The sequence below is a fragment of the Myxococcales bacterium genome (assembly GCA_022184915.1).
In the GTDB taxonomy this organism is placed as follows: Bacteria; Myxococcota_A; Polyangia; order Fen-1088; family Fen-1088; genus JAGTJU01.
The window spans coordinates 267091-288560 of the sequence record JAGTJU010000003.1; the positions used below are offsets into that span (position 1 = coordinate 267091).

The 21470-nt window shown below is 63.7% G+C and carries 20 protein-coding genes; 9 read left to right on the forward strand and 11 right to left on the reverse strand.

Annotated features, from left to right (window positions below; translation table 11 throughout):
- Positions 1–29: 29 nt before the first annotated feature.
- Together KA712_12575 and KA712_12580 are read left to right on the forward strand one after the other, a co-directional pair.
- Positions 30–1865, forward strand: a complete 1836-nt coding sequence (locus KA712_12575) for a hypothetical protein (protein ID MCG5053790.1) — start codon at positions 30–32, stop codon at positions 1863–1865.
- A complete protein-coding gene (locus KA712_12580) occupies positions 1795–3219 on the forward strand; it encodes a DUF4981 domain-containing protein (GenBank protein ID MCG5053791.1) in 1425 nt (474 codons plus the stop codon). The genes KA712_12575 and KA712_12580 overlap by 71 nt, the downstream gene beginning before the upstream one ends.
- Positions 3220–3259: 40 nt before the next feature.
- Here KA712_12580 and KA712_12585 read toward each other — a convergent pair whose 3' ends face one another.
- Positions 3260–3829, reverse strand: coding sequence for a YdeI/OmpD-associated family protein (locus KA712_12585; protein ID MCG5053792.1), 570 nt, complete (start codon positions 3827–3829; stop codon positions 3260–3262).
- A gap of 139 nt (positions 3830–3968) precedes the next feature.
- Here KA712_12585 and KA712_12590 point away from each other — a divergent pair, with 139 nt between their 5' ends.
- Positions 3969–4280, forward strand: a complete 312-nt coding sequence (locus tag KA712_12590) for a metalloregulator ArsR/SmtB family transcription factor (GenBank protein ID MCG5053793.1) — start codon at positions 3969–3971, stop codon at positions 4278–4280.
- Positions 4277–4783, forward strand: a complete 507-nt coding sequence (locus KA712_12595; GenBank protein ID MCG5053794.1) for an SRPBCC domain-containing protein — start codon at positions 4277–4279, stop codon at positions 4781–4783. Before KA712_12590 ends, KA712_12595 begins: the two co-directional genes overlap by 4 nt.
- A 49-nt stretch (positions 4784–4832) precedes the next feature.
- Here the strand turns inward: KA712_12595 and KA712_12600 are convergent, their stop codons facing one another.
- Positions 4833–5945, reverse strand: coding sequence for a hypothetical protein (locus KA712_12600; GenBank protein ID MCG5053795.1), 1113 nt, complete (start codon positions 5943–5945; stop codon positions 4833–4835).
- An 89-nt stretch (positions 5946–6034) separates the two neighbouring features.
- Complete coding sequence (locus KA712_12605; protein MCG5053796.1) at positions 6035–6433, reverse strand: DUF4345 family protein; 399 nt, start codon at positions 6431–6433, stop codon at positions 6035–6037.
- 299 nt (positions 6434–6732) lie between these two features.
- Between KA712_12605 and KA712_12610 the strand changes: the two genes are divergently transcribed.
- The 3 genes from KA712_12610 to KA712_12620 all read left to right on the forward strand — a co-directional run bounded on the left by KA712_12610 (position 6733) and on the right by KA712_12620 (position 11861).
- Positions 6733–9765, forward strand: a complete 3033-nt coding sequence (locus KA712_12610; protein ID MCG5053797.1) for a sigma-70 family RNA polymerase sigma factor — start codon at positions 6733–6735, stop codon at positions 9763–9765.
- A 63-nt stretch (positions 9766–9828) separates the two neighbouring features.
- Positions 9829–11295: a hypothetical protein gene (locus KA712_12615; GenBank protein ID MCG5053798.1), complete on the forward strand. Its 1467-nt coding sequence runs from the start codon at positions 9829–9831 to the stop codon at positions 11293–11295.
- Positions 11296–11591: 296 nt separating this feature from the next.
- Positions 11592–11861, forward strand: coding sequence for a hypothetical protein (locus KA712_12620; GenBank protein MCG5053799.1), 270 nt, complete (start codon positions 11592–11594; stop codon positions 11859–11861).
- 110 nt (positions 11862–11971) lie between these two features.
- On the opposite strand, the gene trpA is transcribed toward KA712_12620, so the two are convergent.
- The 5 genes from trpA to KA712_12645 all read right to left on the reverse strand — a co-directional run bounded on the left by trpA (position 11972) and on the right by KA712_12645 (position 15471).
- Complete coding sequence (trpA, locus tag KA712_12625; protein ID MCG5053800.1) at positions 11972–12742, reverse strand: tryptophan synthase subunit alpha; 771 nt, start codon at positions 12740–12742, stop codon at positions 11972–11974.
- Positions 12743–12747: 5 nt separating this feature from the next.
- Complete coding sequence (gene trpB / locus KA712_12630) at positions 12748–13989, reverse strand: tryptophan synthase subunit beta (GenBank protein MCG5053801.1); 1242 nt, start codon at positions 13987–13989, stop codon at positions 12748–12750.
- Positions 13986–14750: a GntR family transcriptional regulator gene (locus KA712_12635; GenBank protein MCG5053802.1), complete on the reverse strand. Its 765-nt coding sequence runs from the start codon at positions 14748–14750 to the stop codon at positions 13986–13988. The genes trpB and KA712_12635 overlap by 4 nt, the downstream gene beginning before the upstream one ends.
- 114 nt (positions 14751–14864) lie before the next feature.
- Positions 14865–15254: a PIN domain-containing protein gene (locus KA712_12640; GenBank protein ID MCG5053803.1), complete on the reverse strand. Its 390-nt coding sequence runs from the start codon at positions 15252–15254 to the stop codon at positions 14865–14867.
- Complete coding sequence (locus KA712_12645) at positions 15241–15471, reverse strand: type II toxin-antitoxin system VapB family antitoxin (protein MCG5053804.1); 231 nt, start codon at positions 15469–15471, stop codon at positions 15241–15243. The genes KA712_12640 and KA712_12645 overlap by 14 nt, the downstream gene beginning before the upstream one ends.
- A gap of 175 nt (positions 15472–15646) precedes the next feature.
- Between KA712_12645 and KA712_12650 the strand changes: the two genes are divergently transcribed.
- Positions 15647–17740 (forward strand): bifunctional metallophosphatase/5'-nucleotidase, encoded by a 2094-nt coding sequence (locus KA712_12650; protein MCG5053805.1) that lies wholly within the window; start codon positions 15647–15649, stop codon positions 17738–17740.
- Between the two features lie 131 nt (positions 17741–17871).
- Complete coding sequence (locus KA712_12655) at positions 17872–18741, forward strand: peptidyl-prolyl cis-trans isomerase (protein ID MCG5053806.1); 870 nt, start codon at positions 17872–17874, stop codon at positions 18739–18741.
- A 50-nt stretch (positions 18742–18791) separates the two neighbouring features.
- Here KA712_12655 and KA712_12660 read toward each other — a convergent pair whose 3' ends face one another.
- The 3 genes from KA712_12660 to KA712_12670 all read right to left on the reverse strand — a co-directional run bounded on the left by KA712_12660 (position 18792) and on the right by KA712_12670 (position 21385).
- Positions 18792–19394, reverse strand: coding sequence for an alpha/beta fold hydrolase (locus KA712_12660; protein ID MCG5053807.1), 603 nt, complete (start codon positions 19392–19394; stop codon positions 18792–18794).
- Positions 19395–19427: 33 nt separating this feature from the next.
- On the reverse strand, positions 19428–20291 hold the full coding sequence (locus KA712_12665) for a hypothetical protein (GenBank protein ID MCG5053808.1): 864 nt from the start codon (positions 20289–20291) through the stop codon (positions 19428–19430).
- Between the two features lie 194 nt (positions 20292–20485).
- Entirely contained in the window at positions 20486–21385 is a 900-nt protein-coding gene (locus KA712_12670) for a hypothetical protein (protein MCG5053809.1), read from the reverse strand.
- Positions 21386–21470 lie beyond the last annotated feature (85 nt).

Sequence of the window (21470 nt, forward strand, 5' to 3'; positions counted from 1 at the left end):
CCGCGGGGATTGCGGGTAGTTTGCCCGGCATGCGTAGCCTGATCTTGGCCACCCTGTGCAGCTGTCTCTTTACGAAGGGCGCGTTCGCGGCCCCCCTTGCTGATTGGCTGAACCCTGCGCTCACGGGGCGGAACCGTTTGGCACCGCACGCCGCGATGATGGTTTTTGCGAACGAAGCGCAGGCGCGACGGGCCGGCACCAACCGCGCAGCGTCACCGTTCTTCAGGTCGCTCAACGGCCTTTGGAAGTTTCACTGGGTCGCCACGCCCGCGGAGCGTCCGCTCGATTTTTTTCGCAGCGACTACGCTGACGGTGACTGGAAGTCCATCCCTGTCCCTGCAAACGTCGAGATGCACGGATACGGATATCCGATTTACACGAACATCAAGTACCCTTTTGGCCCCGCAAACCCGCCCTTCGTACCGGACAGCTACAACCCGGTCAGCTCGTACCGCACGAGCTTCGAGGTTCCGGCAGGCTGGGAGGGACGACAAATCCTCCTCACCTTCGAGGGGGTCGAATCGGCGTTTTACGTGTGGGTCAACGGGCATGAAGTGGGATTCAGCAAAGGCAGCCGCACGCCGGCCGAATTCGATATTGGTCCTCACCTCAACCCCAAGGGCAAGAACAGCTTGGCTGTACAGGTGTTTCGCTGGTCGGATGGCTCGTATCTCGAGGATCAGGACATGTGGCGCATGTCAGGGATCTTTCGCGATGTGTATTTGTGGAGCCCTGCTCCCGTTCATGTACGCGACTTCACGATCGTCACGGATCTGGATGAACGATATGCCGACGCAGACCTGCGCGTGCGAACGGATGTATGGTCAACCGTCGAGGAGACGCGCGAGGGCACGGTGGAAGCACAGCTTTTCGACCGTGGGAAACCGCTTGTGAGGTTGGGCCCGAAAAAGTTCAAGGTCATGGCCAATCGGCCTGCTGTACTGGACATGTCCGAACCCGTTCGGGCACCGCGGACTTGGTCGGCCGAGGCGCCGCACCTTTACGATCTGGTGATCGTGCTTCGTGACGCTGCAGGCAAAGTGCTCGAAGCCATTCCCCGCAAGGTCGGTTTTCGTGAGGTCGAGATAAAGAACGGGCTCTTGCAGGTCAACGGTCGCCCCATCCTCATCAAGGGTGTCAACCGCCACGAACACGACGCTGACAAGGGGCACTATGTGCAGCCCGAGAGCATGCGCCGGGACATCACGCTGATGAAGCAGATGAACATCAACGCCGTCCGCAACTCACACTATCCCAACGCCGCAGCCTGGTACGATCTGACAGACGAGCTCGGGCTCTACGTGGTCGACGAGGCCAACATAGAATCACACGGAGCCCAGTATCTGGCCTCGGATCCACGCTGGACCGCGGCACACCTGGATCGCACGCAAAGGATGGTGGAACGCAACAAAAACAACGCCTCGGTCATCATCTGGTCTCTCGGTAACGAGGCAGGCAACAGCATCAACTTCCGCACCACGTACGCCTGGATCAAGGGGACCGATCCCACGCGGCCCGTGCAGTATGAGGGCGCCGGTGAAGCTCCGAACACGGACATCGTCGTACCGATGTACATGTCGACGCGAGAGGTCGAACGCTACGGCCGAGAACCGCACCCGCGCCCGCTGATCCTGTGCGAACACACGCACACCATGGGCAATAGGCGGTGGCAGCATTGGCGACTACGTCGGCCTGTTCTACAAATACAGACAGCTACAGGGCGGGTTCACGTGGGACTGGGTGGATCAAGGCATTCGGACCCCGATCCCACGCGAAAACCGCGCCACGAGGGGCGTGCCGGGCCAAGAGTCTTTCTGGGCTTACGGCGGCGACTTTGGCCCCCCGGGCGTACCCAGCGACGATAACTTTTGCCACAACGGAATCGTACAAGCCGATCGCTCACCCACGCCGCAGGTCCCTGAGTTCAAAAAAGCCTACCAGTACATTCAGGTTCAGGCACAAGCACTGAACGAGGCGGGTGGTTCCTTCACCTTCAAAAATTGGTTCGATTTCATGAACCCCAAGCAGGTGTTCGAGGGAAGCTTCACGCTCACGGCTGATGCCAAAGTGATTGCCCGGGGGGCTTTACCGCCGCTGGACTTGGGATACCGAGACTCTCGCACGATCCCTCTTTCCTGGAAGGCGATCGTGCCCGAGCCGGGCGTCGAGTACTTCGTGAACTTCAGTTTCAAACTGGCGAACGACACCCCGTGGGCTCGAGCGGGATTCCCTTTGGCGTGGGAGCAGTTCAAGCTGCCCGTGCAGGCGCCACGACGTGAAACCGCCATGAAAGGCACCGTCACGACCCGCAGCGATGATGCGGCCGTTTATGTCGATGGCAAAGACTTCTCTTTGACTTTCCGCAAAAACGATGCCGCCCTGCACTCGTTTGTGTTCGCCGGCTTGGAACTGATGAAGGCGCCATTGCTGCCGCACTTCTGGCGAGCGCCTACCGACAACGACCGCGGATTCGACATGGCGACGGCCTTGGGCGTATGGAGCGGAAACACCATGAAAGCGCACAGCGTGGCCGCAGAGCGGGTCCATCACGGTGCCGTGCGCGTTGTGACCCAAGCCACCTTGAAGGAGGTGCCCGCGCGCCTGGTCATCCGATACGATGTTTATCCTTCCGCCGACGTGCACGTGAAGTTCACGATGGAGCCACTGCCACAGGCCGTTCCGGTTGCCGTCCCCATGATGCCGCGCGTGGGCATGCAAATGGCGCTCGCGCCGGGCTTCGATCTCTTGCGCTGGTTCGGCCGCGGGCCTCACGAAACGTATTCCGATCGCAAAGACGCCCCCGTGGGGATGTACAGCGGCAGCGTTGCCTCACAGTACTTCAACTATGCGGAGCCCGGCGAAACGGGCAACAAAACGGACGTCCGGTGGGCCGCCCTGATACATGACAAGGGCGTAGGTCTCTTGGCCGCAGCGACGACTTCCTTGCTGAACGTGAACGCCCTGCCCTTCACGACGGCGGACCTTCAAAGCGTAAAGCATGGGTGGGAGCTTCCGCGCCGCAACTTCACGACGCTGAACATCGACCACCGCCAGATGGGCCTCGGCGGGGAAAACAGTTGGGGAGCCCGGCCGTTGCCCCCCCACGTGTTGCCGTTTGACCGCTACGAATACAGCTTTCGTCTACGGCCGTTCCACACGAAATCCGACGACCCCCTGCAGCTCTCACGCGAAGCCCTGCCCGTCGTAGCGCCCCTTTGAACTCGCAGGCGGGTTCTCGAGCCTCCGTCCCGGCCAGGCATCACTCGTCAGAGCGCGGCAGGCCCTTGTCGTCCCAGTTGCCGAACAGCTGGCGCTTCCCACTCTTGAGGACGAAGTGCGAGAGTCGCTTCTCGAACTCCTTTGGGTCGCGCTTTCGCACGTCTTCGATGTACCCGAGCCGCACCCGTTGGTACAACGGGGGGCAGCCCTGAAAGAACAGCCAGGCGCCCGGCTCGGCTTCCAGCCGTTGGCGCACGTCATCAGGCACCTGCACCTCTCGTTCGCTCAGGTCGGGTAGCTTTTGCAGGCCTACCTCGGTCATCTTGCCCGCCGCGATCAACCGGCGCGCGCGTTCCTTGTTGAGCTCGGTCCAGTGGCTGCGGGGCCGGCGCGGTGTGAAACGCTGGGCTGTCGCGTTCCCGTGCTTCTTGGCAAGGCCATCGATCCAGCCGAAACACAGCGCTTCCTCGACAGCTTCCAGGTAAGTGAGGCGCGAAGGCCGTTCACGGCGCAGCAGGAGCCAGATCTCAACGCAGCGTGTGTGGTTCGCCTCCAACCACGCACGCCACGCCTGCCGCGTTCCCGGGTCCAGAATGTTCGAGATGTCCATCGGAACGATGATATCGCTCTCTGCGATGAGCCAAGGGCTGCGGGGACCGCAATCACTTCACCAGGGGCTTTGGCCTTCGCCTTGACATCCGAAACGCGGGACGCCATCATTCTACCAGATGGTAGAATCAGCACAGCGATTGGACCTCCTTTTTGGAGCCCTCGCCGACAGCACGCGCCGGGGCATTTTGGCTCGCGTCGCCCAGGCTGAAATGAGCATCGGTGAGATCGCCACGCATTTCGACCTGACATTCGGGGCCATTTCCAAGCACGTCAAAGTGTTGGAGAAGGCAAAGCTCATCACCAAACGTCGACGCGGCAAGGAGCAGGTCGTTTTGATCGTGCCGCGCTCTATCAACATCGCCCGCAAGCACATCGAACACTACGCCAATCTGTGGGCGGACAGGTTCGACAACCTGGAAACGATCCTGAAAGAGACGACATCACCATGAGCAAGACCAAATTCACCATCGCCGAAGACAAAAGAACACTCATCGTCGAGCGCACCTTCGAGGCTCCGAAGGATCGGGTCTGGGAAGCCTACACGAACCCCGCCATCCTGCGTCGGTGGTGGGGACCGAAAGGCTGGACGACCGAGATCAAACACATGGAGTTCAAGGAAGGGGGCTACTGGCACTACGGAATGAAGTGCATGGACGAGGCCCAAGGGGACTGGTTCGGCAAGACCAGTTGGGGGAAGGGTATTTTCGGGAAGATCACCCCGAAGGACGCCTTCGCGTACACAGACCTTTTTTGCGACGAAGAAGGCACCCCCCTTCCAAACATGCCGACCTCCCGTACCCTACTGACTCTCACCGAAGAGGGTGGAACAACCAAGCTGACCTGCACGACCGAGTACGAGGACGCCGAGGCCTTGGCGCAGGTGCTCGCAATGGGTATGGAAGAAGGCTTCACCCAAACCTTGGACAATCTCGAAGACGTGCTGGCCGCATAGCGCGAACAGCACCCGGGCGACAAAAGGGCTTTCCGAGGCCCACGAGTGACTACCGCGGAAACAGGCGCTCGGGGTTTTCCTCGACGTCGTCGATGTGAAAGCGGTAGTACTCGAAGTCACCCGCTGCGAGCTTCCATGTCACGGAGCCGGCAACGGGGACGACCACACCATGAGGGGCGCGCCACTCGTGGGCTGCCACGCACCACGTCTCTTCGGGCCCGCCCGCGTACGAACGACGGGCGCGGAGCGAGGTGAAGCGGCCGCTCGCATCGAAGGTGAATACGGCGGAGACAGCGAACCCGTCGGCCTGCAGAGTCGCCCGGGCGCTGTCGTCATCGAGAGGCTCCCAGGTGATGGCGGGCGAGGTGGCCGCTGAAGGAAACCAGACCAGCTCCCCCAAAAATCGCAGGGCAGCACCCCGATCGATGCCTTCACCGGTGGCGTTCACGATCGGAATCAGACCGCCAATTGTAATCAGCATGCGTCCCGTTCGTCCATCGAAGTCGTCGCGGCCGAGCACGGGCAAGCGCTTCATTTTCAAATCGACCAGCCACACGAACCCCGGAGGGTCTACCCGGAAGTACTGGGTGGCCACTGCGGGCATCAAGGGCTCCTGCGGACGGGTCCGAAGGCCTCCGCTTTGTCGTAGCCGAACCGTTGCCGCACGTGGGCGGCCCACGGCACCCGTCGAGAGCAGCCAGCGCCGCACGGGGGAAGGCAGGGGTGCGAGCTCATCGTTCGTCAGGATTGTCGGCGCGCCGAGGGGCCCCGAGAGCAGCCGCTCCGCCTGCCGCCGTCCCGCAGCGTCGAAGCGCGCGCCGGCTGCCGCGAAGAGCACGGCCAACGCGAGCAGCACGTTCACCAGCGTACCCGCCTTGGCTTCCGGCCAGTGGACCACGATGAGCGCCTGCGACACCACCACCGCGGCGCCCGCCACGAGCCACCACGAGCCCAAGCCCCTCCAGCGCAGGAACGCGGCCAGGACGAGGCCCACAGCCACGAGAAGCCACGCGAGGCCGAGCGCCCGCTGCAAGCCCGCGCCCAAAGGCCAAAGTGTCTGTCCACTCAGCCCGGGCACCGCCGCGAGCTTGAAGGCTGAGACAAACCCCAGCATGCAGATGGTGCCGTGGGTAAGCAGCAAAAAAGTGGTGATGTAGCGCATGGTCCAGACCTCCTCCCCGGACGATGCACGAGCCGCGCCAGCTCATCGGCCAGGTGATCGGGCGCGAGCCGCGCATATCGTGCACGGCCTCAACGGCGAAGGGTTCTCAGGGCCCAGACGTTGATCGCAGCGCCGCAGAGCTCGGCGAGCAGGAGCGCCATCAAAAGCCCATCCGCCGTGCCCGTCGCAATCATGGCTCCCGCCCTCACCAAAGCCGCACCTGCCAACATGGCGACGCCCACGAAGAGGCCCGGCTCGAGCCAAGCCACATGGCGGCTACATACGAAGAGTGCCCCCGCGATCCCGAGCGAAAGCCCGCCGTAAAACGTGGCCAATTCGACCACCGCGCGGGAACTGTCGAGGCGGATGTCGACCTGCTGGGCAATACCGCGGGTATCGAGCAGGAAAGCCCCGCCGATACAGGCAAAGACGAAGGCCGTTAGCGCCAGCACGGCGCGCGCGCGACGACGGCGTTGATCTTCGTGCACAGGTGGAGCCTACACCATGCGGGTACGCGTATTCACGCGGGCGAGGCCCGCCCCTGCGTGCGCCGACTATAATCGAAATATCGAATTTGGTCGGGTCGCAAAGAGGACAACAACAACCGGTACTTGCCCTCGCACCGTGCCCTCCGGGCAGCGCGCGAGAGGGGCTCGGTCCGGAACCCCTTTTTCGACGATCGGGCCCCAAAGCCCCGTTCTTTCCGGAAATGACGAAGACCCGGTCACCTTTGCTGGCAGCGGGGAACTCGTGACAGCGGGCTCGAGAGGCCCTGAACGGCACCGACATGGAAACTGACGAATCACGTCGAGAGAGAAGCGATCTGGCGCGGCTGGTCGAACGCCACGAACGCGCTGTGAGGGCGGTCGTGCTGGCCATCACCGGAGACCCTTACCTCTGCGACGAAGTCGCTCAGGAGGTTTTCGTCGTCGCCTGGCGGAAGCAGGAACAATTGAGAGACCAGTCGCGCCAAAAAGAATGGCTGTGCGGCATCGCCCGGAATCTGGCCCGGCGCCGCTTGCGGGATGCCCGACGAAGAGACGCGTTGGCGCGTCGTGCCCATGACCCCCTCGACACCTTGGCCGCCGAGGAAGGTGGGCTCGATCCCACCGAAGCGGCGGCTCGCAAGGAAGCGGAGCTCATGGGCCTCGAGGAGGCCCTTGCCTCGCTCCCCACGCGCCACCGCGAACCTCTCTTTCTCTTCTATCTCGAGGGCAAAAGCGTACGGGGACTGGCGGAGCAGCTGGGCCTTTCCGAGGACGCTGCCAAAAAGCGCCTGTCCCGCGCCCGACAACATCTACGAAACGACGCGGAACGCACCATCGCCTCCGCAATTTCGCGCTTGCGGCCAACGGCGGCGCTGGTTGCGGCCATTTGCAGCGCCGTGGACGCCGAAACAGCTGCTGCGGGGACAAAGCCAGCTCTCGCGTCCTCGGGGCGCGGGAGCGCTCTCCCAGCCTGGCAGGGCATAGCGAGACGCGCGGCTTTCGCGCTCAGCATGGCCCTGCTCGGCCTGGCTGGCTTCGGAATGACCCGCTTGCCTTCCTGCGAAGACCGCGATCCCCGTTCTATCGCCTCGCGCCCGGCGACAGGATTGACCCCAAACAGCGTTGAATCGGACGAACGCCTTCCGAAGCTCGTTCGCAGCGTCATCAACGAGCCCACCCTCTCGCTGCATCTGACCCTCGTTGACAAGGATGGCGGCCCGGTGCCGCACGCCCGAGTCACACTTGCGGCGGTATGGGGTGCCATCTCGGATGTACCGCTGCCCGTCGCCACGGAGCCATCGGATCCCCAGGGCCAAAGTCGGCTGTCCGTGAGGCGGGGAACCTATCTCTTGACCGTCAGCGCAACCGGATACATCTCCTTCTCTGCGCAAGTGTCACTGACACACGATCTGCACCAAAAGATCGCGTTGTGGCCGGCGGCGCGTTTGGACGGAATCGTGAGCCTTGACGGGCCCCGCAAAGACCGCGCGGGCGGAAACACGCAGCTCGGCGGCCTCAGGGTCGAGCTCGTGGGCGACAAGGGCCCCGCGCAGGGCAGACACAGCGCGCGCACCGACGATGACGGTCGGTTTTCCATCGACGGTCTGATGGCGGGACGGTACACGGCCCTGGTCGTGGGGCACGCGGGGGTCGCGGAGCAGGAAGTCTTCGTTCGCGCCTTCCCCGAGATCACCCAACTGGCCATCAGCTTGCACCAAGGGATCCCGGCGCGCGGGTCTGTCGAAGGAAGCGATGCACGCCCGCTTGCGGGCGCCTGCATCATCATTTTCGGGGGGCCGGAGTGTGTGGCAAGGACGTCTGCGCTCGGCACCTTCGTACTGCCGCACGTGGAGCCCGGTCGCACCCTCGACGTGCGCATCGAAGCCGAGGGGTTCGTTGCGCAAACCGCCGCACTGATGATCGGCCTCGACGGTCGTTTGCCTCCTGTCAGGCTGGAAAGGGCCCACGTGATCCGGGGCGTCGTCGTCGACGAAGCCGGCAAGGCCGTGAAGGGCGCCGCTGTCGAGCTCCGGTACCGGTCAGCCGGCGTGCGGAGCGCTTTCGCGAAGTCGGACGAACCCGAACGTTATGCCGAGACCGACTCAAACGGCCGCTTTGTCCTCACGAACCTCGCCGAAGGAGACGTGACCCTGACGGCGCGGCTCGAGACGAACCTTCTGGGGCGTGTCGATGTCCCCGTCGAGCCGGTCCAGAAAAGCGAGGCCAAGATCGTGTTGGCCCAAGCCGGATTCATCGAGGGGGTCGTGCGTTATGACGATGGCAGCCCCGCGGGGCACGTCGCGGTCATCGAGTATTGGAATCGTTCAGACGTCACGGATGACGAAGGCCGATACCGTCTTGGGCCCTTTGCCCCGGGACGCTATGACCTTCGGCTTCATGCGCCCAAACACCGTCAGCCCCATGTGCTTTGGTTTGCCGAGCCTGACGTGGGGAAGGTCGTGGATGTGGAAAAAGGGAAGAGAACGTCCCTTGATCTCACGATCTTGCGCCACAACCATACGCTTGAAGGTGTGGTCGTCGACCCGAGTGGCCGGCCCGTGGGGGGCGCCGTGGTCACCGCGGGCCCGGCCCGCTTGCGACAACCCCAGCGCTGGCGGCACGGCAATGCGTGGACCGTGACGGATGATGATGGGACCTTTCGATGCGAGTCGCTCGAAAGCGGCCCGCACACGCTGTGGGTCGAGCACGGCACGGAGGGGCGCGCCGAACTCGTGAACGTCGAACAAGACGCCCGGGGCCTGAGGGTTGTTCTCGTGAGACCCGCGAAGATCACGGGGCGCGTGGAAGGCCCGGTGCCCGCGGCGTGTGAGGTCCAGCTACACCGAGTCACGCGCGAGGGCATAGACCTGATGCCCCTCCAAGAGGCTGCGCTTATCCGCGCCGAAACGTTTGTTTTCTCGGAGCTGAGTGCCGGTCGATACGACCTGATATCAAAGTGTCCTGGTGTCTATGCGCACGAACGGCTGACGCTGGCCGAAGGCGAACAACGGTCTGTCGCGCTGGCGCTGGCGCCCGCCCCCCAGCGTGAGCTCACGGTGCTGCGCGCCGAAAACGATCAGCCCTTCACCAAGCTGGTGGTGCCCTTCTTCGTGAACATTCCGGGCGTCGGGAGGATGAAACAGCGCCTCGAAACCGACGAAGCCGGCCGTCTCCTCCTCCCGGGGGCACCGGCAGGGGCACGCATCGAGGTTGGCCTTTGGGCCCTGTCGTACGTTCCCAAGGCTCTGGCTGTCGAGATCCCGGATGACCTGACGCCCTCCCACCTCGGTGTCGTGCGGTTAGCTCCCGAACCTGCATCGTCGCTTCCGTAGGGAACCCTGCGGCACACGCTCCCGACACGCGTCACCTTTCGACGTGACCGGGAACTGGTGGCCATGAAGACACGAGGGCGCATCATCACCGTTCGTTCATCCTCCCTGTGGGCACTCTTCGCGGCGGCCGTGGCCTGCGGAGACCCTCGGGCGACGCCGCCGGTCGAGCTCGGTACGGAGCCTCTGCCGGATGCGTCCTTGTCAGAGGTCATGCCGTCCGTGGACATGTGGCCTGTGGAGGAAAGGCCAGTCGATGCAGCTGTCCAGGGCGATGCGATGGATCCAGGGGCACCGGCCTACGTGGGTCGTTGGTCGGGGCAATCGATGCGCCTCGAGGGGTCTTGCGGAGCGGCTGCCCCCCAGGATCGCGAGGTGCCGTGGCAAGGCATCGCGGAGCTGGGCGCCGTTCCAAGTCTCCCGAATCTCTGCAACTTGGTGCTTTCGCCGGTGTCGGCGGACAGGGCCGAACTCCCGGCCCCGGCGACATGCCGGGGCACGGACGTCTTGGAGGCCCACATCACGGCCGAGGCAGAGCGTCTGACGGTGTCTCTGCTGCTCGAGCAAGATACGTGTACTGTTCGTTACACATATCGCTATCGGAAAAAGTCGCCGCATCTCTTCTCTGCGTTGCCGGTTCACCCGGCTGCGTCCGTGCATCCCCACGAGAGCAGCCGGACGCTGTCGTCTCTTCACGTGTTCGAAGAGCAGGTCTACACAGCTCATGGTGTCGCTGCCGGTGGCGGCGCGAAGAACACCATCATGTCCTGGGATCCCATCGAGCAGCGCTATCTATCGCATCTGACACTCGACCAAGGAGCAGCCCTCCTCTATCGAACGGCTCTCGGCCGCGTCTTTGCCCTCGTGGCCGGAGCCGGAGGGGGAACCGACTACGCGGCAGGGCCTCCCTGGAGGCCACAGGGCGGTCTCGAGAGTGTGCACACATTCGACCTCGCTGCGTGGAAGGGCACACTGTTCCTGGCAGGCATGCAGGGAAAAGACGCGGTCATCTGGAAAAGCTCGGACGAAGGGAAGGCCTGGACGATTGCCCTGCGGGAGCCTCCTCTAAAGGCCAACGACAAGGCCACGTACTTTTTCATCGCCCCCTTCAACGACAAGCTCTACATCCAAGCTGCGGATTTGCAGGGGGGCATCCATTCCAAAGCCAAAGTGTTCGACGGGCAATCGTGGACCGACACCCCCTCCCTCGTTCCCGACACCTCCTTGCGCGGGTGGAAACCCATCGTCTTTGCAGGCAAGGTCCTTCTGCAGGGAGCCCCCGGCGGCCATTCTTTGTCCACGTTCGACGGCACGTCTGCTGAGCGGGTCGACAATTTCCGTATTCGCGACTACGCCGCCCAGGCTGACAGGATTTATGTCCTCCTCGACAACGAGACCATCGTCAGCTCGTCCGATCTCCGCACCTGGCGCGACGAAGGGTTCGCTCCGGATGGCTCGGCCAGCATGGCCCTCTTCCAGGGTAAGGTCTTCGTGGGCGCTGCCGAGGGCAGGCTTTACGAACGGGCCCTTTAGCTCCAAGTCGCCCGAGGGCCCGGCGGCTCGGCTCCCGGAGCCCCGGCAGGCCCGTGGCTGCCTTGGGACAGGGGTCGGGACCCGTTGGGACTCGTTGGGACTCGCAGGATCGCAGTCCCAACGGGAACGCCCTGGACCGCCGGGACGCCCCCGAAAAAGGCCCAATTCTGGCGGGCCAGGTGGTTTTTTCCCGGCGCTCGAACGTTGGCACGAAGGTTGAAGTAGTCCCCCTCGTCCGGACGGCAGCAAGCCCCGGGACACCAACCAACCGCAACCCGAAACGAAAGAGATTCCCCATGAAAACCTCCAAGACGATCGTTCGCACCTCCACGGGCATCAAGGCCGGCGGCCTCTCCACCGTGAACCACAACCGCGCCCTCATCAAGACCGCTTCCGGCGCCAAGGCCGGTGGCTTCGCTCTCAACCACAACCGCGCCCTCATCAAGACCGCTTCCGGCGCCAAGGCCGGTGGCTTCGCTCTCAACCACAACCGCGCCCTCATCAAGACCGCTTCCGGCGCCAAGGCCGGTGGCTTCGCTCTCAACCACAACCGCGGCTTGGTTTAATCACGCATCTTCGGCTCTGAACACGCGCTGTCGGGCGCCTGCCCGAAGCGCTGGGCACGGGGCAGAGGTCAAGGCAGAAGCCCTGGCCTTCGCTCCGTTTTCCGGTGGAGCTAACCGTTTTCCCTCAAGCCGCGGATGAACGGGTAGACGCCTTCGACGCCCTTGTCTTCGACGATTCGGATCGTCTGCGTGCCGACCACGGCAATGTCTGCCTTCCCGCGAAGGAAGTCGACGTCATCCTTCGACTTGACACCAAAGCCCACGGCCAGAGGCAAGTTCGTCGCCGCCCGGCATCGGTCGAGGTACCCATCCAGCTCCTTCGAGAAGGACGTGTTGCTGCCGGTGACGCCCTTGCGCGCCACGCAGTAAACGAACCCACGGCCATGTTCCGCCAGGTAACGGAGACGCGCCGGCGAGGTGTTGGGTGAATAGATGAAGATCGGGCTTTGCGACTGCTTGGCCATTTCTTCGAGGTAGTCGTGGCCTTCTTCAGGCGGAAGATCCGGCACGATCGCCCCCGCAAGACCCAGCGCCTTCATGCGCGCCACGAATGCGGCCACGCCGTATTTGTAAAGAATGTTGTAGTAGCTCATGAAGAGGAAGGGGATGTCGAATCTCTTCGTGACCTCCCCTGCGAACGCCAGGCAGCGTTCCACGGTGGAGCCGGCCTCGAGCGCCCGCTGGTTCGCATGCAGGATCACGGGGCCGTCGGCGATGGGCTCGGAAAACGGGATCTGGAGCTCCATCAAGTCCACACCGGCCTTCACCATCTCCTCGACGAGGCGCGAGCTCGTGTCGAAATCGGGATAGCCCATGACGATGTGGGTCATGAGCAGCATGCCCCGCTCTTCTTTCCTGCGCTTCAAGTAATCTTCGAGCATGGTCTTCATCCTTGCTGCTTCTGCGCGTAGGCGCGGGCCTTGTCGATGATGAATTGTTCCCACTTGGGGTCACCGAAGGCATCCGCAACGGTGAAGATGTCCTTGTCCCCGCGCCCAGACTGATTGATCAAGATCGCGTCGTCGGGGGACAAGTGAGGCGCCTCCTTGAAGGCCTGCGCGAAGGCGTGCGACGATTCGAGGGCGGGGATGAGGCCCTCGTTGCGAATGGTCGTTTTCAGCGCGGCGACAACCTCGGCATCGGTGGCTGCCTCGAAGCGCACCCGACCGGTCTCGTGCAGATGAGCAAGAATGGGTGAAACCCCCACGTAATCGAGGCCGGCCGCCACGCTGTGGGTTTCGTTCATTTGTCCGTCGGGGCTTTGCAGAAAATAGGTCTTGTAACCCTGGGCCACGCCAATCGAGGCGTCTCGACTCGCCAACCGCGCGGCGTGAAGGCCGGAATCCAGCCCATGCCCACCCGCTTCGACACCCACGAGCTCCACGTCGGCGTCGTCCATGAACCCGCTGAAGATCCCCATCGCGTTCGAGCCACCGCCCACACAGGCATAAACGCGCCTCGGCAGCTTGCCGGTGATGCCAAGGATTTGTGCACGGGCTTCTTTGCCGATGATGGATTGAAAGTACGTCACCATGTCGGGAAAGGGGTAAGGCCCACACGCCGTGCCCAGGGCATAGTGCGTGGTGTCCATGTTGGTCACCCAGTCGCGAAAGGCCTCGTTGATCGCGTCCTTCAGCGTTTGTGAGCCTTCCGTCACGGGCACCACCTTGGCGCCCATCTGTTCCATCCAGAACACGTTGGGCCGCTGCCGGGCGACATCCACGGCCCCCATGTAGATGGTGCATTCCAGTCCCATCTTTGCGGCCATGGTGGCCGTTGCCACGCCATGCTGCCCCGCCCCGGTTTCCGCAATGACCCGCTTTTTGCCCATGCGCTTGACCAGCAAGCCCTGCCCCATCACGTTGTTGGCCTTGTGAGCCCCCGTGTGGTTCAGATCCTCGCGCTTGATGTAGATACGGGCGCCCCCGAGCTGCCGCGAAAGATTCTCCGCAAACGAGATCGGGGTCGGTCGGCACGAATACGAGCCCATGAGCGCTTCGAACTCGGCCCAGAAGGTGGGGTCCTGACGCGCGCTCTCGAACGCCGCCTCGAGCTCGTCGAACGTGGCCGTCAAGATCTCGGGCACGTAAGCGCCCCCGAACTGTCCGTGATATCCGCGCTGTTTCATGTTTCGTTCTTTCCTTGAGTCCCACCGATGGACTGAGTGAATTGCACCTTGTCGGTGCGGCACAGCAGCTCCGCATGAAGCGCCGCGGGTGCACCTTCGAAATCCAACGTACGCCGCACCAGGAGCAGCGGGGTGCCCGCAGCAACCTCGAGCGCCCGGGCGTCGGCATCGCAGGCCGTTGCCACCGAGAACGTTTGCCGACCGCCCACGGGGCGCAGATAAAACTGCTCCTCGACCACCTGGGCCAGCGACCGATTCTCGAGAGCGATGGCATCGAGGCCTGGAAACACGGCCGCATCGAGCGTGAACCGTTCAATCAGGACCGGGCCCCCCGCAAGCTCGGGCGTGGACGCGACCGTGGCCACCCGCGAGAACGCAAACACCACGCGCCCGGCCAGCGGCCCCGCCCCTTCGGCCGGTAGCTCCACCCGGCTCACGGGCGCCAAAAGGGCCGTCGAAAGCGCGAGCCCGCTCGAGCGAAACGACGCCACGGTGCCGGCGATCGAAAACACGTCCACCTCCGCCTCCGGGCCCCGCTCACGCACGAAGGTGCCCGCGCCGCGCCGCCGCTCGATGAGGCGCCGCGCCGCCAGAAGATCGGTTGCCTGCCGCACTGTGGGACGCCCAATGCCGAAGGTTTGCGCCAGCTGCGTCTCCGATGGCAGGCGGCTGCCCGGCGGGTGAAAACCCGCACGAATCTCCCGGCTCAGCCGTTCGGCGAGCTGCGCGTAAAGCGGAAGGGGAGACCGTGGATTGAGCACCTCTCGGCTCAGGTTGGGGCAAAGACATCAAGTTGTCAAGACAACTTGGCAAGAAGCGGTGCCCCGGGGGATACACCGCCTCAGCCGTCCTGTTACCTCTTTCGGTCGACGGGCCTATGCGGAACGTTCCCTGAGGGCCGAAACCTTTGCCAAGGTCGTGTAGTCACGGTCACGATGCAACACCGTCACGCCATGACGAATCGCAATGGCAGCGATCAGACAATCGATGGACGAGCGGACGGTCACGCCCGATCGTCTCGCCACACGAAACAGATCGACGGCGCCCTCGAACACCGGCAGCGACAGCGGAGATTCCAAACAAGGGAAGGACACCATCGCCTCGCGGGCTCGCCGGTAAGCGGACTCGTCACGAAATCCCTGCAAGACCTCCTGGATGACAGGCAAACACGTGACGACGTCGTCGAGGCTAGCAACCTCCTCCAGTCGTAGGGTCGGCTTGCGCTGGAAGACCGCGATCCACACTGACGTGTCAACGAGAAACACGCGATCGCTTCCCCGGCTTGGGCCGGTCGGTGCGCATCTCTGTCAGATCGCCCTCCCAAAGACCGCTTCCCGCCAGTTCCAAGATCTGCCGGGCCTTTGCCCTTCGGACGAAGTCTTCCAACGCGCGCTCGATCGTTCGCGAGTATGTGCGTTCTCCGGCCAGCCGCGTCGCCTCCTCGAGCAGGTCCTCGCGCAACACAACATTTGTACGTTTCATGTGTATCGTGAGTCTAACACGCTCCGCACAAGGTCCGCTGGGCATCACCGCGCGTGAAAACGGGGTGGCTCGCAATGCCCCGCGTCGGATGACACCGATCCGTGAGTGAGTTGTGACCTGAGGCTTTGTGCTTCCCACGTAAAGTGCGGCTCAAACCCACGAAGCGAGGCGCGCGATGACGGTAACGATGGTAACGAAGTGGCAAGCGGTGACGGCGGCTGGAGTGGCTCTGGCCCTCGGCCTCTTCGCATGTAACGGCAACGGGACTGACGCCGACGCAGGCGGCTCGACGGGCGACTTGAGAATCGCTCTGTCCAGCGTGCCGGCGGGAACGCAATGCCTGGCGGTCGACGTCAGCGGCGCCCGCGCGCGCAACGTGACGTTCGATCTAACCCCCGGCGCACCAGCCTCCTTTCTCATCGATCGACTCCCTCTGGGATTGGTCACCGTATCGGCCCGGTCGTTCGATGCGCCTTGCGCCGTCATCGCGGGTCTCGAGCCGTCCTTCGTAAACGAAGCACCTGTGACCGTGCGGATCGAGCTTCGCGCCGTGGCGCAGGTTCTTCTCAAGCTCATCCGCAACGGCCGGCTGTCGGTCGGCATCGATTTCGAACCCGATAGCCATGTGTGCGCCGGAGTTCCTGACGGTGACCTCTGCCAAGGCGGTAACCTGCGCGTTCAGCTTTTGGCTTTCAACGACTTCCATGGACAGCTCTCGCAGGGACGTTTTGTGTCGGGGCGGCCGGTCGGGGGCGCTGCCATTTTGGGCAGCTACCTCAAGGCGGCAGCCGCAGGGCGGGAGGCGCAAACGCTGATCGTGCACGCGGGAGACCACGTGGGCGCATCTCCGGCTGCCTCGGCCTTGTTGCAGGACGAGCCCTCCATCACGTTCCTGAACATGCTGGCAAACGAAAGCTGTACCTACGCCGACCGTACGAACGCAAACTGCAACCTCGTGGGCACGTTGGGCAACCATGAATTCGATGAGGGCAGAAGCGAGCTCCTGCGTCTCATCGGGGGCGGCAATCATCCCATGGGTCCGTACTTGGAAAGTCCCTATCGGGGCACGAGGTTCCCCTATATCTCCGCCAACGTGGTCGACGAAGCGACGGGCGCGCCGCTCCTTCCCCCCTACGTGGTCAAAAACGTGCGGGGTGTACCTGTCGCATTCGTCGGCGCGGTGCTCGAGACCACGCCCACCATCGTCACGCCGACGGGTGTGGCCGGGTTGAAGTTCCTCGACGAGGCCGACGCCGCCAACAGCTACGTGCCGGAACTGAAAGCAGCGGGCGTGCGCGCCATCGTCCTGGTCATCCATCAGGGGGGGCGGCAGTCCAGCTTCACAGGTCCAACGAAAGCCGTGCCTGGCGTCATCGACGGCCCGGACATCTTGGACATCATCGCGCGACTCGACCCTGAGTTCGACGTCGTTGTCAGCGGCCACGCGCACAGCTTTACGAATGCGATCGTCCCCCGTCCCGGAGCGGACGATATCCTGGTCACGCAGGCGTTTTCGGCCAGCACGGCCTACGCCGACATCGAGCTGCTGGTGGATCCGGTTTCGGGTGACGTGGTGGGCAGGTCGGCCGAGGTCATCACCACGTTTTCGGACGTGGCACCCGGCAACACTCCCGATCCCGCAATCGCGACCCTCGTCATCGACGCAGAAGCCAGAGTGGCCCCGTTGGTCAACAGGGTGGTCGGCGTTGCGCCGGTGCCGCTGACCCGCACCGAAAACACAGCAGGCGAATCAGTGATGGGCAACCTGATTGCCGATGCCCAACGCGCCGCCACGGGCACTCAGTTTGCCTTCATGAACCCAGGTGGCATCCGTGCCGATATCGATGCCGGAGACATTACCTGGGGTGAGCTCTTCACCGTGCAGCCTTTTGGCAATAGCCTCGTCACCATGCAGCTCACGGGGGCGCAGATCAAAAACGTGCTCGAGCAACAATGGGCGGCGCCGCAGCCGTTTCCTCGCATCATGAAGGTCTCGGGCCTCTCCTACACCTGGGATGCCGCATTGCCGCCCGGCGCTCGTGTGGTCGAGGTACGGGATGCCGCCACCAACACGGTGCTCGACCCCACTGCTCTTTACACCATCACTGCCAACAACTTCATGGCGGCCGGTGGCGACAACTTCGTCGAGTTCACCAAGGGCTTAAACCAGGTCGGTGGAGACGTCGATCTGGACGCCTTGATTGAGTACGTCGAGGAGAACAGCCCGGTGACCGCGGTCATCGAGGGGCGCATCGTTCGTCTCAACTGACGGGACGTGGAGCAAACATCCCCCCCGGCCTGCATCGCCCTGTGAGGTCATTGCCCTTCGCTGCCCGATGGACAGCACGTGCGGCGACACTTCTTTGGTGGTCGCTCATGGTTGGCGCCTGCCGGTCGCCGGTGAAGACGCCAGCGGATCATCACATCCCTGGGGGGCTGGGGGTGTCGCGCCCCCACGCCGTCCAGGGGGCAGGAGCAGCGGCGTCGGGCGGCGACACGGTGGTGGCCTGGGTGGGTGAAATCGCGCTGACAGAGGAGGATCTGGCCCGGCAGGCGGCGCGGGCGCACCGGGTTGGCGTTGCACCGACCACACCGGCCGCGCGGCAGACGCTTCTGCAGAATCTGGTGCGCTTCGAGCTCTTGGCCCAGGAGGCCGATCGGCGTGGGCTGATGCAGGATCCCGAGGTGTTGCATGTGGCACGTCAACAAGCCGTGGCGAAGCTGATCCAGGACGAGGTTGGCCGAGCCTCGGATCCGGCGCGCATCACGGACGCGGATGTACAACGCTTCCATGACGAAAAGCTCGAGCACATGTTCACGCGCCCCGCGGCGGTCCGCGTGATCGACCTCGCCCTCCGCGACGAGCGCGAAGCGCGGCGCCTGTGGGCCATCGCGCGGCAGCTGGCTCCCTCGGACGAGCAAGGCTTCGTCGCGCTGGTGCTCGCCCACGGGGCAGATCCGCATCTGACAAAGACCAAAGGTGATCGCGGGTTCGTGGACGAAACGAGCGTGCTTCCCAAAGCTCTGGTGCGTGCAGCTCTTTCGCTCTCGAAGCCGGGGGAGGTCTCCGATCCCGTACCAACCGAGGACGGATACGTTCACCTGCTGCGGCTACAGGCCCGACGTGCGCCTGTCGTCCAGGGGTTGCGAGAAGCTGAGCCCGCCATTCGCCAGCAGATAGAGCGCGAGCGGCGAGATCGGGCGATCGAAGCCCTCGTGGAGCGCCTGGGAACCATGAACAAGGTTCGCTTCGCAGCCAAGCGCGACTGACGCACGCGTCTTGGGCGATCAGCACACGCGCACGGCCGATCGCCAGCGGCTCAGCGCCAGGCCGCGATGAAGTCTCCCACAGCCCTTGCGATGGCGCGGTCGACGTCGTCCTGGGTGCGCCCCGTCCGCGCCAACGTTCGTTTCGCAACTTGCAGGGAGTGATCCCCGTCGTCAACGAGGTGCAGCGTGGCGGGACATGCCAGGCTCGGAAGCAAGGAAACGAGTTCGTCTGTGGGACAGAGTGGATCGCGGGTGCCTTGCACGAAGAGCACCGGCAGGCGAAGACGCGCGAGGATCTCGGCGCGGCTCTTGCCCGCGCCCGCGCTTCTCAACGGATAACCGAAGCAGATCACGCCGCGCGCGCCGGTGTCCTGCTCGGCCGCCAGGTGGCAGCTCACCCGCCCACCCATCGATTTGCCTGCCAAAAAAACGCTTGCGTCCTCCGCGGTCGCGCGAGCTCCTTTCAACGCTTCCGCGTGGTGAGCCACGAGACGGGGCAAGGGATCGGGGCGCTTGCTCCCCGAAGCCATGTAGGCGTAGTCGAAGGTGTGCACACGACCGAATGCAACAAGGCGTTCGGCCCACGCTCGCATCCACGGGTGAGACGACGACGCCCCGGCTCCATGAGCGAACAATATGACAGCAGGCCCCATCAATGATGGGCCTAGCACGACGCGCGCTTGCGTTCACTCTGCAAGCAGCGGAATGCTGCAACCTGCGGGAGGAGCCTGGGCCCCTATGAAACGCTCGGACACCAGGCGACGCAAGGGGCGCAGGGTAAAGGCGCTGAGTATGTCCGTGTGAAAGGCTTTCTGCTCATCGCAGCTCAGCTTCTCGCTTCCGTAGAGCACATAGGCGTATTCGCGGCTGCCATCGGGGCGGAGCCACTCGCCAAGGGCTCCTCCGTTGACCACCCGCGCGCTTCCCGTTGCGAAGTACAGGTCCTGATAGGTTCCGGAAGGAAAGTAGGGACCGAGAAAGAGGTGGGCGAAGAACAAGTGCAGAGGGGTTTCGAAGTCGCCGTTTCCCTTCGCGGGGCCCAAGTTGGTGGCATGAATGAACGAGTGAGGGATCTGCGTGCGCCCTTGCCACGGGAAGAAGTACTTCGTGGACGCCACGAGGCCCATCGCCGCTTCAGGCACGCTGACGCGAAGCCAGGCCTCGGGGCTATCGACCTTCTCGATACAAATCGCGTCGATGGGCTTTTCAGGGAGGCTGCTGTTGAAATGGGCGGTCATCTGCTCGCAGGTCCAGCGCCCCGTGGCGGGCAGTCCAGCCACGGCGGGTGTTCCCCCGGCCCCCGCATCGGTTCCAGCAGAGCCTCCCAGCGCGCTGCCTCCGCCCGCTTCCGCTCCCGCGCCCGCGTTGCCCGTGCTGCCCCCTGAGGCACCCCCCAGCCCCGAACCACCTTCGTTGCGTCCGGCATCGACCTCCGCCCGTGGCTCATTGTCGGGGCTCCCACCGCACCCGGGCCATGTGAGATAGAGGAGCAGGGAGAGGACCGGGAGGCACACTTGTCTCGGGGCGTGACACAGGAGTCGTTGGGTCATGAGCTGCACTCTTTGTGGCCGGGGCTTGCCGTTCCTTACAGGGAAATCGTCTTGGGACGGTGGCATAGCGTCAACGAAACGACTCAAGGACGGCAAGCGGATGCCGAAAGACCGCATTCGGTAAACCAACGACTCGACGAGGCGGAAGTTGCGAGCCTGAGCTTGCCAGGCTGGGTACGAGAGGCGGGCAAGCCTCACCAGCGCCGGGCGAGAAAGAACGATAGGCCGCTTTGCTTGTGGCCTCCGAGCCATACCGGGAGCCGGGAGCGTTGGCTCCTGCCGCGCGTGAGCGTGACGCTTCCGAATCCAAAGTCCCACACATTATCGACCACCCAACCGAATCGAAAGTCCACACCCACGCGGCTATGTCCCTCGAACTGGGGATCGCCGGGGACCCAGAAGGCCCGCCCTCGCACGGCGAAGGGATGAATCACTTCAACTCCCCATGACGCGTAGGGGATCCACTCATAGGGGAGACGCACGCGTATGGCCCCCGAGAGGTCTGCCTCGAAGAGAGAGGGAGCGTCGCTTGCCTCTTCGTTGAGCATCGCGACACGTTGAACCTTCGCGCGGAAGACCATCGAATAAATTCCGTGTGTACCCAGCGGAAGGTGCCCCTGGACGCCCGCCGCGAGGTGCACCAAATGCCCCGGCGACCTAGACAGGGCTTGAACGTCGAGTTGGGTGATGGCCCAGAGACGCTCGAGGATCTGGCGTTCGACGGCCAAAACGCCGCTCTGCCAGTTGCCGGTGGCAAATCCGGGGCGCTGGTTGAGGGCCGTGACGCCCATCCGTGCCACCCAGGCCAAGGTGACCGGCATTTGCAACGATAGAGACGTCGCGTTCAGATCGAGGCCACCGTAGGCTTGCTGCCACAAGCCCACACCGCTTTCCCAAAACGTCACGTCGGCACGCACTTCGCTGCGCGTCAAGGCGTTGCGGCTCTTGACCAGCTCGTCCGCGACCGCCACGGGCGCGGCATGGGCGCACACGGACTGCGCTCCGAAGCCCGTCGCTGTCAGACCCAGCCCAACGACGAATATGGCCGAGACGAAGCGGTAAGCGTTGTGTTTCGTTGAGTCGACGGCCCTCACGATGTTTATTGATCCCGAAGCCTGGTCAATCGGGTCAAATATTCTGAGTCGATCTCGAATGAGAAGAAACGGTGACCCGAAACCG